Raw genomic sequence first — 13,549 nt, forward strand, 5'->3', positions numbered from 1 at the left:
ACGGCCCGAAAGCCGGTAGTTTCTTTTTCTTCGTTGCTTTGCTTATGCCCGCTCCGGTTCTTCTCCCTCCCACCAGCTACGACCACGTTACGGTGCAAAAGGTGCAGGGTACGGGCATGACTACGGCCTCTGATATTCTGGCGGCGGAAGAGCCCCTGGAAATCCGGATTGGCTACGGCCCTGCCGCCCAGCGGGAGCACCGTACGCTGGCTATTACCATGCGCACGCCGGGCCACGATTTCGAGCTGACCGCCGGCTTCCTGTTTACGGAGGGGCTGGTGCAGGCCCGGCCTGATCTGCTGGGCCTCGTCTACTGCCCCGATGTGGAGAAGGAAGAAGAGCGGGAAAACGTCGTGCGGGCCGAGCTGGCTTCTACACTTGGTCTCGATTTGCCCCGGCTGGAGCGCCACTTCTACACCAGCAGCAGCTGCGGCGTATGCGGCAAAACCAGCATTGAGGCGGTACATGCTGCCTGCGGCCCCACGCTGCCTGCTACTGGCCCCTATGTAGCGCCGGCCGTGCTCCACGAGCTGCCCGGCCGCCTTCGGGCTGCTCAGGAGCTGTTCGACCAAACCGGGGGCCTGCACGCGGCGGCGCTTTTTTCCTTGCAGGGCGAGCTGCTCTTGCTGCGCGAAGATGTGGGCCGTCACAACGCCCTGGACAAGGTAATTGGGGCTGCTTTCTTGCGGGGGGAGGTGCCGCTGCACCAGCACATCCTGCTGGTAAGTGGGCGCGTGAGCTTCGAGTTGGTGCAGAAAGCCGCCGTGGCGGGCATTACCATCCTGGCGGCTGTGGGCGCCCCCAGCTCCCTGGCCGTTACCGCTGCCCAGAACTTTGGCCTGACGGTGTGCGGCTTTGTGCGGCAGGGGCGCTACAACGTGTACTCCCACGCCTGGCGCCTGCAAAGCTAACGGCCCTACAGCGCCGGTTTTACCTCGAAGGTGAACGTGGCGCTGCCGGCCTGGCCATTTTCCGCCAAGCCCTGTACAACCACCAGATACCGGCCCACTTGGTCGGAGGTGTAAAAGGTAAGGGGGGCCGCCGAGGCATCCGGATTCCAGTACAGCAGGTTGCGGAAGTCGGGCAGGCGGCTTTTGCGGGCCTGGGGCGTATCGTAGCGGGGGGCATAGAACTCGCGCTGCCCTTGCAGGCCTTCGTACTCCTGCAACAGGGCGTGGGCATCGAGCGGGAAGCCCGCCAGGTCGCCTTTGTAGGTGGTGTAGCTCACAACGCCATCGTATACAAGTCCTCCAATGAAATAACGGGTAGTAACCACGTCCAGCTTTTGCACCTTCAGCGGGTCGAAAGCCATGATGCGGTTGATATTGAACACGGGCATGCCGTCGAGCAGCACCAGCGGGTTTTCCGTCACCGACTGCGAGTTGTCGTCCAGCACCCGGAAGTGAAAGCCGTCTTTGCGAATGCGCACCATCACGCCGGGCACGTATTCCCGCATTACTTCCTCCATCACCTTAAACCGGGTGTAGTCGTCGAGGCGGTATTGCTCGCTGGGGCGGCCATAAAACGCGGTGCTGTCTACCGCAGGCAAGGTATAGGAACTGGGGCGGGCGGCGTAGCGCTGCTGCACCTGCGCCTGCACGTAGCGGCGCTGCAGGCTCGCGGCCAGGCTCTCCGAAAGCGTGAGCTGGCCCGCCCCACCCGCCGCGAAGCGCGCGGAGAAGGGCGGCTGCAGCTCTACCCGGTACATGCTGTCGCGCAGGGAGTTGGTTTGCGCTATCACTTGCCTACGCCCATACAGTTCGCCCATTTCAAACTGCACGCTTCCATCGGCTTTGCTTACGGCCGTAGCCAGCCGGATATGGCGGCTGGGCGCCGAAAGGTAGCTGGCCACCCCCGCGCCCGGCGCCCCCGTGCTACGGTTTACCACGCGGCCCCGCACCACATGTCCATTAAGCTCGGGCAGGAAGGCAACCGGCGGCGCTTTTTCGGCCAGCACATCGTCCCACCGAAACCGGCTCCAGCCTTGCGTGAGCATCAGATTATCGGCGGCCGCTGCTACTTCCTGGTTTGCGGTCTTGAGGTAATACCCAGGCTGCTCTACCGGGCCCTTCAGCTCAGAAGTAAGCCACAAATAGCCCGCAATATCCGGATTCGCCGTGGTCGTTAAGGAGTCGAGCTGGTACACGGCCACGGATAGGCTGGCGGCAGGCCCTGAGGCGGCCTGGAGCTGCAACGTCACTTTCTCCCGGCGGGCGTACTGGGCCTTATCTGTCTGGACCGTGAGAGTTAGCCCCGTGGGAGGGCGGCTGAAATACAGCCGCTCACAAACGGGCTGCCGTCGGCTGTTGAAGAGCGTGAGGTGGGCAACGCCCGCAGCCAGCTGGGATTTATTTACCACGAAAACTGCCTGTCCGTCTACCAGCTGGCCGGCAGTGGCTAAGGCTACCTTCTGCCCGGCATGAGCCAGCAGAAATACCTGCTCATTTTCCAGGGCCGCACCCCGACTACGCACCGTTACCCGCAGCTGCTCCGCGCTGCCCTCGGTAAGGTGCAGCACGGAGCCCTGCTCCTGCACGGCGGGCAGCGCGTAGGTGGCGGTTTGCCGGTTTGGCAGCTGCACCACCGCCTTGTAGGCCGTGCCGGCCTGGGCAGGCGTAAACTCAACGCGACCAAGGCCAAACCGCAGGGTGCTGAAACGGCCTACACTGACGCCGTTTTTATCCAGCAACGTGCCTTCGGCCGCTATGCCCTGGCCGGCGCTGTTCGTGATTTTAACTCCCAAGGTGCTCTTGATGCCCGCCACCAGGTAGCCGCCTTCGGGAAAAAACTGCACGTCGTAGGCAGCGGCGGGCGTTGGGGTGATACCACCGGCCGGGGTGCTGGTATTCACCACCGTGATGGTCGTATGGAAGTAAAGCTCCGGGCTGAAGTTCTGCATCCAGCTGGTGTACGCCCGCACCGTGTAGCGGCCGGAGGGCAGCGTAGCCGGCAGCACAAACGAGCCGCGGCCGGTGGCTTGTTTCAAGGCCACTTGGGCTTGCAGCACCGCTTTATTTCCTGAGCTCAGCACTTCTACGTACGCTATTTTGCTGGCGGGCAGGGGCTGATGCGAGCTGCCAGCCACGGCGTATACCTTAAACCACAGGGTTTCGCCGCTCACGTAGCTGGGGCGGTCGAGGTGCAGAAACAGCTTTTCGGCGGGCAGCCGTTGCTGGTAGCTGGTCAGACGGCGGGCAATGGTTTGCAGGGAATCGGCCTGGGCCAGCGCCGGCGCCGGGTTGCCTACAAGCAGCCAGCCCGCCAGCCCGGTTACGACATAAGCCAGACGAGCCAACGAAAAACGGCGAAGCAGCGGCGGGGGTAGATAGAGCATACACGCGTTGGGTTAAGGCTTCGCTGCTAAGGCCAGAAGTCTGGTTTCACGTTGGTACCGCGCAGACGGCAGTCTACGCACACGCCGGGGCTGCTGGTATAGCCGATGAGGGTGCGGCCGGCATACAAGCCTTCAAGCGGCAGCAGATTGGGGTTGCTGAAGTAAAAGGCTACATCAGCCAGCTTTACGGTGTCGGGTTTGCCGCACGACTCGTAGCCCGTCTGGAAGCGGACAATAGACTCCAGCTCCGTGCGGTCGATAAACAGCCGCTTTTCCGTGTAGGTAGCCGCGCCCACGTAGCCAATAACCGGCTCGGCCGCGTCGGCCTGGTTGTGCACGTTGCCGGTGAGCTGGGTGGGCTGGGGGTCGAAGAGGCCACCGAGACTTTCGGTGTTCTTTTTGAGCTTTTCCCAGTAGGCAAATTCCTCGGCTGTGAGGGCGTATTGCTTTACCAGAATGCTGTATTTGATGCCCAGCTTAACAGAGGTGGACTCCAGCAGGCGCAATGGGAAGTCTTTCACCACATCCTGGCTGAGCCGGCTGGTGCTTCCCAGCTGAATAGCAGTGGAGCTTTCGTTGCCCCAGCAGTAGTAAATGTTCTCCTGCCGGTTCTGCATCACGCCATCTACATACTCCACGCCCGAGGGGTAAGCCGAGTGAAACAGCCAGGTTTCGTCGTAGCGCCAGCGGTAGTAGCGCGTGGCGTTGGCGTCGTCGTGGGTACTCACGTAGACCTGCAAGCCCCGGTTCGTCAGCGCCCAGGTTACTTTATCGATGGGCGGGGTCTGGCGGGCGGCCACCAGGTCCGACGCATACTCCTTGCCCGCGGCAGTACGGATGCGCAGGCGGTAGCGCAAAGCAGGGTTCAGGCTCATGGCGGCCGACTGATACGTGCCGGCTTCCTGCTCGGGGAGCGGATAGGCGGCCCCGGCCTCATCCTGAATCGTGACGGTGGCGTCGGCTTCCACGGGCACGGGCGCGTCGGCCTTGTTCTTGGTGCGCGACAGGCGGATCGTGGTTGGCCCGTTCAGGTTGATGAAGCCGTCTACCACTAGGTAGCTTTGGGGCGAGTTCAGCACGTCCGGCTCGAACTTATCAACGCAGCCGCCCAGCACCAGAAGCAGGACACCGGCCAGGAGTTTCCACACGCGGGAGTTAAAGCCCATCATCAGAACTTGAAATTATACGTGACGCTCGGAATCGGCTGCCCGAAAATCGACAGCTGGTAGCCGTTGATTTTGCCGTTCTGGGCCTTGAAGTACACAGAATAGGGGTTGCGCCGGCCCGTGAGGTTGTACACCGACAGCGTCCAGGAGCTGTGGGCCAGCTTTTTGGCTTTGTGCCCCCCCTCAATGTTGAGGGCAAAGTCTACGCGGTAGTAGTCGGGCACGCGGTAGGCGTTGCGGTCGGAGTAGAACACGCGGGTGGCGCCCTCCAGGTAATAGGTGGTGAGCGGCAGGGTGATGGGGCGGCCGGTGCTGTAGTTGAAGTTCAGGGACGTGCTGAAGCGGCGGCTGAACCGGTAGTTGCCGGCCAGGGTCACGTCGTGGGGCTTGTCGAAGTTGCTGGGGTAGTACTCGCCCCCGTTGATCTGCTCGGCGGGTGTGCCGGCGTTGGCCCGCACCAGGGAGCGGGAATAGGTGTAGCTCAGCCAGCCGTTGATCTTGCCCGTCGATTTCTTCACCGAAAACTCTGCCCCGTAGGCCTTGCCCTCGGCGTTGATGATATCGGTTTCCAGGTGGTGGTTCAGCAGCAGCGAGGCCCCGCTGATGTAGTCCACGAAGTCGTGCATGAACTTGTAATAGGTTTCCACCGAGGTTTCGATGGTGTTGTTGCGGAAGTTGCGGTAGTAGCCCACCGAGAACTGGTCGCCCACCTGGGGCCGCACGTAGGCGTCGCTCAGCTTCCAGGTATCAGTGGGCGAGATGGAAGCCGTGTTCGACAACTGGTGAATGTATTGGCGCGTGCGGTTGTAGCTGGCTTTCACCGAGGCGCGGTCTGATAGCGCATACATCAAGGAAACGCGGTACTCGGGCCCGTGGTAGGTGGCAATGGTTTTGCCCGCCCCGTAGCGCACCGTATCGGTGATGGTGTACACCGAGCGGGCCACGCCGGGCGCGTACTGGTACACGTCGCGGGCGCCCAGAGCCTGATACAGGGAGTAGCGCAGCCCCACCGAAACCGCCAGCCGGGGCGTCACGTCCCAGCGGTCCGATACGTACAAGGCACTTTCCTGGCCCTGCTCGCGGTCCAGCTCGTCGAGCTCTATCAACGACTCTGCGCCCCGGGGCGTGAGGCGGCCCGGCATCAGGCGGTAGCGCAGCGTGCTGGCTCCGAAGTCGATGGTGTGCTTGGCGTTGCGGAAGTAGCTGAAATCGGCCTGCAGGCCTACCTGGGCCAGGTCAAACGCCAGCGCCGAGGCACTCACCGGGTTTTTCTCGCTTGTCACCTCGTACCCATACTGGCTCCCGGTGGCCGTGAGCACCCCGTAGAGCGTGTTGCTGAAGGTGTGGCGCCACTTTAGGCTGGCGTTGCGGTTCTGGTAGGCGTAGGCCGTATCGGAAGCCAGCTTGAACCGGTCCCGGCTCAGGTAGCCGGTAGCGTAGAGCGTGTTTTTCTCGTTTAGCTCGTGGCTGATGTGGGCACTCACGTCATAAAAGGCGGCGGCGCTTTCCCGTAGGCTGCGGTCGGGCAGGCGACGCAGAATCCAGTCGGAGTACGAGGAGCGGCCCCCGATGATAAAGGAGCTTTTGTCTTTGATAATGGGCCCTTCGAGCGTGAGGCGACTGGTGAGTAGCCCGATGCCGCCCGCGCCCGCCAGCTTTTTCTTGTTGCCGTCGCGGGTGGCAATATCCAGCACCGACGACAAACGCCCACCGTAGCGGGCCGGAATGGCGCTTTTGTAGAGCTCCACCGTCTTCAGAATGTCGGGGTTGAAGGCCGAGAAGAAGCCAAACAAGTGCGAGGGGCTGTACACCGTGGCGTCGTTGAAGAGAATCAGGTTCTGGTCGGTGGCGCCCCCGCGTACGCTGATGCCGGTGCTGCCCTCCCCTATGGACTTTACCCCGGGCAACGTAAGCACCACCCGCAAAATGTCGGTTTCGCCGAAGGCCGTGGGCACCTGCCGGATGGTCTTGATGTCGAGCTTTTCCACGCCCATCTGCAGGCTGGCCACGTTTTTGTCTTTTTCAGCTTCCACCCGCACCTCCTTCAGGGCGGTAATATCCTCTTCCACTTCTACCTCCAGCTTGCCATCGGCGTGCAGCATAATGCGGCGCTGAGTGTTCTTGATGCCGATACCCCGAATGTTGAGCACGTGCTGGCCCACTGGCAGCGTAAGGGCGTAATAGCCAAACTGGTCGGTGCTGGTACCAATCGAAGGCCCTTCAATGTACACGGACGCCCCCAGCACCGGCTCCCCCGACTTGGCTTCGCGGATGTGGCCGGCTACGGTGGCCGTAGCCCCCCTGGCGGCGCCCATCCGTCCTATTTCGTAGAGACGCGCACTACTGGTAGCCCGGGTAGCCGGGATGGCCGAATCAGTGGGCTCCTCTGCCGTAACGGCCACGGCACTGCCCTGAAAGTAATTGTCCGGCAGCGTGACGGGCAGCGGGGTGCCCGTTGTCAGGAATACGTTGTGCTCCTCGTCCACGGCAACCCGAACGGGCGTGGGAGCAAAGGCCTGCTGCAGGACGCTGGTCAGGGGTTGTTCCCGCACGCGCACGTTCACCAGCACGCCCTTTACGCTGGCCGAGTCGAAGTAAAACCGATAGGTACTCTGCGCTTCCAGCTGGCGCGCAAACTCCTCCACGCTCAGGTTCTGGAAGTTTCCGCTAATAAGCGGCTCTGCTCGCTGGGCAGAGGCAGCCCAGCTGCTCAGGCAGCAGGCAATCAGCAGAATGATTCGATAAAATGGCTGCTTGAAGCAAGCAGAAGCCTGAAGCCGTTGGCCCATGGTTCTTTCTAGTGTCTGGCGGGGGAAGAAGGCACAGGCAGGGTAGCGTAGTACTGGAGCAAGGCAGTCAGTGCTTCCTGGCGGCGGGTACTGCTGAACTGGAGCTTCCGGGTTTTGATGTATTCCCGCAGGCGCGCTTTGCTTTCGGGGAAGAGCGCCAGCACCGACTTGGCCTTCCCCACGCTGTGGAGTTCTGTGCCTTGGCGGACGAAGAACTCGTCTTTCTGGGTTATTTCGCCTTCCATACCCCCGGCCACGGAGCGCTGCTGCAGGTTTTTGCGGTGGGCGGCCAGTAGCTGCACGCTCCCATCTACCAGCACCTCGTAGAAGCCCGTGCGGATGGGCGCGGCGCGGCCGGAGTCGGCTACCAGGCGGATAAACGAGTGGCTACCCAGGCTAAAGCGGGTAACCCGCTCGTTTATGAGCTGCAGGGTCAGGGCGCCCAGCGGTGCTTTCAGCACCAGCACCTCACGCACAATATCGTAGCGCAGGGGCACGGAGTAGGTGCCCCCACCGTACTCCACGGTGCCGGGCTGCGGGTCGGCCGAGTCAAAAAAGGCGTGGCCCTTGATGTAGGACCGAACATAGTTGACGTATTCCTGCCCGTTGTACAGTTGCGAGTCAAAGCCCAGGCCGGCCTCGTAGTGCTGGCGCAGGGTGCGCAGAACCGGGGGCACTTCGCCGGGGGCCGCGCTGGCCGTTTGGCCCAGGGCACAGCCGGCCGGCAACAGCAGCAAGAGCCCAGCGCAGCTATAAAGCTGGTATAATTTCATCCGAAGCAGGTGGTCTGAAAGTATAAGATAGCGCAAGTACGCCCAGCGTTGCATCAATTCAACCCCGCCTGCTCGTTCACCCGTTTGGGCCTGCACGGGTAGATAACAATCTATAGCAACCTCACTACCTTCCGAAAACCTTTTCTACCCAATTCGGCTAGTACTTGCTATGAAAATTCGCCTGGAAGAAAATACGCTGCGCGTACGCCTAGATGCCCGGGAAATTTTAGTTTTTCAGCAACAGGGCCGCCTGGAAACCGTGGTTTGCCTGGGTTTGCTGGCCTCCGACCAGCTAACCTACACCCTGGAGCGTGCTCCTGACGCACAAGCATTGGCCGTTGCCTGCGCGGCGGGCACCGTGCGCGTGCTGGTACCGACGGCGGCCGCCGACGCCTGGACGACAACCGGGCAAGTCAGCCTCCAGGGCGCTATGCCCGTATTCAACAACCAGGTGCTCCAAATTCTGGTTGAAAAAGACCTGGGCTGCAAGCACTAGTATCCTCTCTCACCCTAGCTAGTTCCCGCCCCATGGAAGAGTCGCCTATCAACGACCCCGGCAAAGCCGGCAAACAGCACGAGCAGCAGGCGCAATTGGCGCCCAAAAGTGGGGAGCGGCCCGACCAGGGAACAGCCCCGACCAACGACCACTACCGCCCCGACCCGCAGATGGAACGCGACCAAAGCAGCATCCCCCCGCCCGATGTAGCCAATGCCCAGTACCACCACCCTGTACTGGCACAGCCGCCCGCGGCCCTGACGGGGCTGCGGCTGGAGGAGCCGGCCAAGGTGGCGGCCGGTATTACGGCGGTTATCAAGTCCATGGAGTTCAGCTGGAGCGAGGGAGGCCTCAGCCGGGGCACGCGCGGGCTGCTGAACATGAACCAGAAGGATGGGTTCGACTGCTCCAGCTGCGCCTGGCCCGACCCCGACGAGCACCGCTCGGTGGCCGAGTTCTGCGAAAACGGCGCTAAGGCCACCGCCTCCGATGCCGACGAGCGAGCTGCCGGCCCCGAGTTCTTCGCCCGGCACAGCCTGGCCGAGCTTTCCCGAATGACCGACCGGGACCAGAATAACGCCGGGCGCCTCACGCATCCGCTGGTGAAGCGCCCCGGCGACAACCACTACTCGCCCATTGAGTGGCCCGAGGCCTTCCAGCTGATTGCCCGGGAGCTGAACGCGCTGGACTCGCCCGATGAAGCCGTGTTTTACACCTCCGGCAAGGTGCCCAACGAGCCGGCCTTCCTGTTTCAGCTCTTTGCCCGGCAGTTTGGCACCAACAACCTGCCCGACTGCTCCAACATGTGCCACGAAAGTAGCGGGGCCGCGCTCAGCCCCACGCTGGGCCTAGGCAAGGGCTCCGTCACGCTCAATGATATTCACGAGGCCGAGGTCATCCTGATTATCGGCCAGAACCCGGGCACCAACCACCCGCGCATGCTCACGGCTCTGCAAAAGGCCAAGCGCAACGGGGCGCAGATTATTGCCATCAACCCGCTGTTCGAGGCTGGCCTCAACCACTTCCGCAACCCCCAGGACTTCATGAACCCGCTCCGGGCCCTGGGCGCGCTGATGGGCGATGGCACCCCGATTACCGACCTGTTTTTGCAGGTGCGGGTGGATGGCGACATGGCCTTGCTGCGGGGCATTATGAAGCACCTGTTCGAAGCCGAGGACCTGAACCCCGGCCAGGTGGTGGACCGGGCATTTATTGCTGAGTTTACCACGGGCTTCGAGTCGTTTGAGCAGAACATCCGCCATACCCGCTGGGAGGATATTGAGGAGTTGAGCGGCATTTCCAGGGCCAAGCTGCTGGAAGCGGCGAATATGCTGGCCCGCAAGCAGAAGATTGTGACCTGCTGGGCCATGGGCGTGACCCAGCAGCGCCAGGGCGTGCAAACCATCCAGGAAATCGTGAACCTGCACCTGCTGAAAGGCGCCATTGGCAAGCCCGGGGCGGGCACCTGCCCGGTGCGCGGGCACTCCAACGTGCAGGGCGACCGGACCATGGGCATCTGGGAGCAGCCTACCAGGGTTTTCCTCGACGCCCTGGGCAAGGAATTTAACTTTACCCCTCCCTACGAGCACGGCCTGGATACGGTAGAGTCCATCAAGGCCATGTACAAGGGCAAAACCAAGGTATTCTTTAGCTTAGGCGGCAACCTGCTGGCCGCGGGCCCCGACACGGAGGTTATTGCCGAGGGCATGCGCAAGCAGAAGCTCACGGTGTTTGTGGGTACCAAGCTCAACCGCGGCCACCTCACCACCGGCGAAACCAGCCTGCTGCTGCCCTGCTTTACCCACGCCGATGTGGATATGCAGAAGTCGGGGCACCAGATGACAAGCTGCGAAAACTCTATGGGCGTCGTTAGCCAGAACAAGGGCGTGCTGGTGCCACTGCCAGGGCAAATGATGAGCGAGGTGGCTATTCTGGCGGGCGTAGCCATTGCCACCCTGGGCAACCGCACCAACATTGCCGACTGGGTAGCCATGACCGAAAACTACGACGTCATCCGCGACCATATCAGCCGGGTAATTCCAGGCTTTGAAAACTTCAACGAAAAGCTGCGGCGGCCGGGCGGATTCTATCTGCCCAATGGCCCGCGTGAGCGGAAGTTCACCACTGCAAACGGCAAGGCCAACTTCAGTACAACGGAGCTGGAAAAATACGCCCTGGAGCCAGACCAGTTGGTGCTGATGACGGTGCGCAGCCACGACCAGTTCAACACCACCATCTACGACTACAACGACCGGTACCGGGGCATCCACGGGGAGCGGCGCGTGCTGTTCATGAACCGCCAGGACATGGCCGACCGGGGCCTGAAAGCCCAGGACCTCATCGACATTACCAGCCACTTCAAAGGCGAGCAGCGCACGGTGGAGAAGTTCGTAGCGGTGCCTTACGACACTCCGCGCGGCAACGTAGCTGCTTATTTCCCCGAGGCCAACCCCCTGGTACCCGTAGGCAGCGTAGCTAAAAAGAGCAACACCCCCACTTCCAAATACGTGGTGGTGACGGTGGCGCCAGCGCACAAAACCGTGGGTGCCCCGCTGGAAGTCCGGCTGGCCGCGGAAGCGTAACCTAAGCCGGCCGGGGTTGGCATTTTGCCTTGGACTCTGCTAGAAGGGGTAGCCGATGGCCAGGTTGGGTACCAGGGACTTGCTGCCGCCCGTGCCATAGGGCGTCCGCAGTGGGTACGCCACATCCAGCCGCACCACAATAAACTCGATGTCGACGCGCAGGCCCACGCCGGCACCTACGGCCAGCTCCTTGAAGAAGGAGCTGAACTGGAACTGACCGTTACGGCCATCGGGTGTGGAGCGGGTGGGGTCAGGATTCACGAGCCACACGTTGCCGGCATCCACGAACACGGCGCCCTTCACGTAGGGAAACAGGTCCTGGCGGTACTCGGCATTGGCCTCCACGCGCACGTCGCCCACCTGGTCGTAGAAGCGGGTGAGCTTTTCGGCGCCCTCGGGCCGGTAGGTGCCGGGGCCCAGAGCGCGGGGCAGAAACGCCCGCACGCTGTTGGGGCCACCCGCGCCGTACTGCTTCAGGTAAGGCAGCACCCGCGAGTTGCCGTAGGGCATGCCCAGGCCCACCAGCAGGCGGGTAGCTATTTTATTGCCGCTCTTGGGGTCGGGGGTGATGCGGTAGTAGTTGCGCACTTCCACGTCGAACTTGCCGTACTGCGAGTACTCCTGCCCGAATACTTCCTTGTCGCCCTCGGCATTGGGCTTGCCCAGCAGGCTGGCCACAAACCCGGCGGTTTCTACGCCCCCGCTGAAGTAGAACTGGTTGCGGCGCTGCTCATACACCTGCGTGTTGTAGGTGTACATATAGGAGCTGGCCGGGATGAACTGCTGCCGGAACGAGGCTGCCAGAAACGGCCGCGCGTCCAGCAGCGAGTCGAACACCTCGGTGGTGTTGCCCAGCCGGATGTACTGCAGATCCACGGGCTTGAAGTCGTGCTGGTTGGTGATTTTGGTTTTCCAGCTGTAGCCGTAGTTCAGGTTGAAGAAGTCCTCCTGAAAGAAATCCTGCCGGGCCACGTACTTGTAGCCCGCCCCAAACACGGTGCGCGGCTGAAAGTCGGATTCCCGGAGCTTGATGTCGAAGGGGGCAATAAAGCGCGGCACCAGCAGCTGGCCGTTGGCGCCCAGCTCGTAGGACGTGAGGCCAAAAACGGGCTGGTTGCCGCCCTCGGCGGTGGTAGTCCCCCCCGTGCCGGTGCGCGTCTCGAAAGCCCCGGTTATGTTCAGCAGCAGCTGCTCGGCCCCGCGCAGGGCGGAGCGGTTGCGGTACTGCACCGTGAAGCCCGGCCCGGTGAAGCCGCTGGTTTTCTTCACCAGCTGCACCTCCGCCCGCAATGATTTCTTCTTGAGCTGGGTCATGCGCACGTAGGCGTTCAGGAAGCCGTAGCCCAGGGAATCGGGCTTCTGGCGAGCCGGCCGAAACTGAATGTCCACGAACTTGAAAGTGCCCAGGCTCATCAGGCGGCTCAGCGTCTGGTCGTGGCGGCGGCGGCGGTACAGGGAGTCGGGGTACAGGAAGGTAGCCCGCGTAATGGCCCGCGCCTTAAATACCTTCTCATCGGGCACATACCGGTACTTCTGGTACTGAATGGCCTGGGCCCGCGTGGTCGTATCCGTCAGGTCGTAGCGGGTGTTCAGGGTCACGCGGTTGAGCACGTAGGGCTGCACGGCATTATCGGGCACCGAGCCTTTCACTTTAATGAACACGTTCACCTGGTTGTGCTGGGTGCTATCCACCTCGTACAGCAGGTAGTCGGGCGAGAAGTAGTAGTACCCGTTCTGCTTCATCTGGTCGTCGATGCGCGTGCGCTCGGTTATCAGCGTGTTCAGGTTGTACGGGTCGCCCACTTTTAGCAGGGTGCCCGCCTGGGTTTTGCGAATGTCGCGGTCCACCAGCGTGTCGCGCTCCGGGAAGTGGATTTCCTTGACGGTATAGGGCCGCTGAATAGTGGCCGTGTAGTCGATGGTGGCCGTGGCGCCTTTGGCCTTCACCGGGCTGGCCACCTGGGGCGCGGCAAAGTATCCGTTGTTGTACAGGCGGTTGATCATCAACCCCTTCACCTTGGTGGTGTCTACCTGACTGAGCAGCACGGGCGCCTCGCCGTAGCGGTCGGCCAGAAACTTGCCCAGGCCCTTTTTCTTGCCCTGGCCCATGTGCCAGAAGTACAGCTTGGGCCGCAGCCCCAGAATGGAGGCATTGGGCTTGGGCCGGATAACCGACTCCAGCTCCGTGCCGATTTCAGCCTCCCGCGGAATGCTGTAGGCTGATTTCAGCTTGACGGTGCTGCCCGTGTAGAGCTTGTCGCCCTCGGGCACGAAGCGCGTGCCGCTGCACCCGGCCAGCCACAGCCCGGCTAGCAGCAAGCCCAGCCGGAGCCCGGTTTGCCTGGTGTGGGTTGAAGTAATACGAGCACCCCTCAACTGCATCTGCGTCATCCGTTCAAAAATCCGTGT

At 62.1% G+C, this 13,549-nt stretch carries 8 protein-coding genes; 3 read left to right on the forward strand and 5 right to left on the reverse strand.

What is annotated here, in order from left to right:
- Positions 1-44 precede the first annotated feature (44 nt).
- Complete coding sequence (fdhD, locus tag FY528_RS03830; protein ID WP_149069665.1) at positions 45-911, forward strand: formate dehydrogenase accessory sulfurtransferase FdhD; 867 nt, start codon at positions 45-47, stop codon at positions 909-911.
- A gap of 5 nt (positions 912-916) precedes the next feature.
- On the opposite strand, the gene FY528_RS03835 is transcribed toward fdhD, so the two are convergent.
- The 4 genes from FY528_RS03835 to FY528_RS03850 are packed head-to-tail and all read right to left on the reverse strand — an operon-like array spanning position 917 to position 8,026.
- Complete coding sequence (locus tag FY528_RS03835; protein WP_149069666.1) at positions 917-3,334, reverse strand: hypothetical protein; 2,418 nt, start codon at positions 3,332-3,334, stop codon at positions 917-919.
- 26 nt (positions 3,335-3,360) lie between these two features.
- A complete protein-coding gene (locus FY528_RS03840; protein ID WP_149069667.1) occupies positions 3,361-4,503 on the reverse strand; it encodes a DUF4249 domain-containing protein in 1,143 nt (380 codons plus the stop codon).
- Entirely contained in the window at positions 4,503-7,289 is a 2,787-nt protein-coding gene (locus FY528_RS03845; protein WP_149069668.1) for a TonB-dependent receptor, read from the reverse strand. Before FY528_RS03845 ends, FY528_RS03840 begins: the two co-directional genes overlap by 1 nt.
- Positions 7,290-7,297: 8 nt before the next feature.
- Positions 7,298-8,026: a hypothetical protein gene (locus FY528_RS03850; RefSeq protein ID WP_187631992.1), complete on the reverse strand. Its 729-nt coding sequence runs from the start codon at positions 8,024-8,026 to the stop codon at positions 7,298-7,300.
- A gap of 205 nt (positions 8,027-8,231) precedes the next feature.
- On the opposite strand from FY528_RS03850, the gene FY528_RS03855 reads away from it, so the two are divergent.
- On the forward strand, positions 8,232-8,558 hold the full coding sequence (locus FY528_RS03855; RefSeq protein WP_149069670.1) for a DUF7009 family protein: 327 nt from the start codon (positions 8,232-8,234) through the stop codon (positions 8,556-8,558).
- A 32-nt stretch (positions 8,559-8,590) separates the two neighbouring features.
- Entirely contained in the window at positions 8,591-11,140 is a 2,550-nt protein-coding gene (locus FY528_RS03860; RefSeq protein ID WP_149069671.1) for an FdhF/YdeP family oxidoreductase, read from the forward strand.
- A 39-nt stretch (positions 11,141-11,179) separates the two neighbouring features.
- Here the strand turns inward: FY528_RS03860 and tamL are convergent, their stop codons facing one another.
- Positions 11,180-13,531, reverse strand: coding sequence for a translocation and assembly module lipoprotein TamL (gene tamL, locus FY528_RS03865; RefSeq protein ID WP_187631993.1), 2,352 nt, complete (start codon positions 13,529-13,531; stop codon positions 11,180-11,182).
- Positions 13,532-13,549 lie beyond the last annotated feature (18 nt).

The sequence above is a fragment of the Hymenobacter lutimineralis genome (genome assembly GCF_008271285.1).
In the GTDB taxonomy this organism is placed as follows: Bacteria; Bacteroidota; Bacteroidia; order Cytophagales; family Hymenobacteraceae; genus Hymenobacter; species Hymenobacter lutimineralis.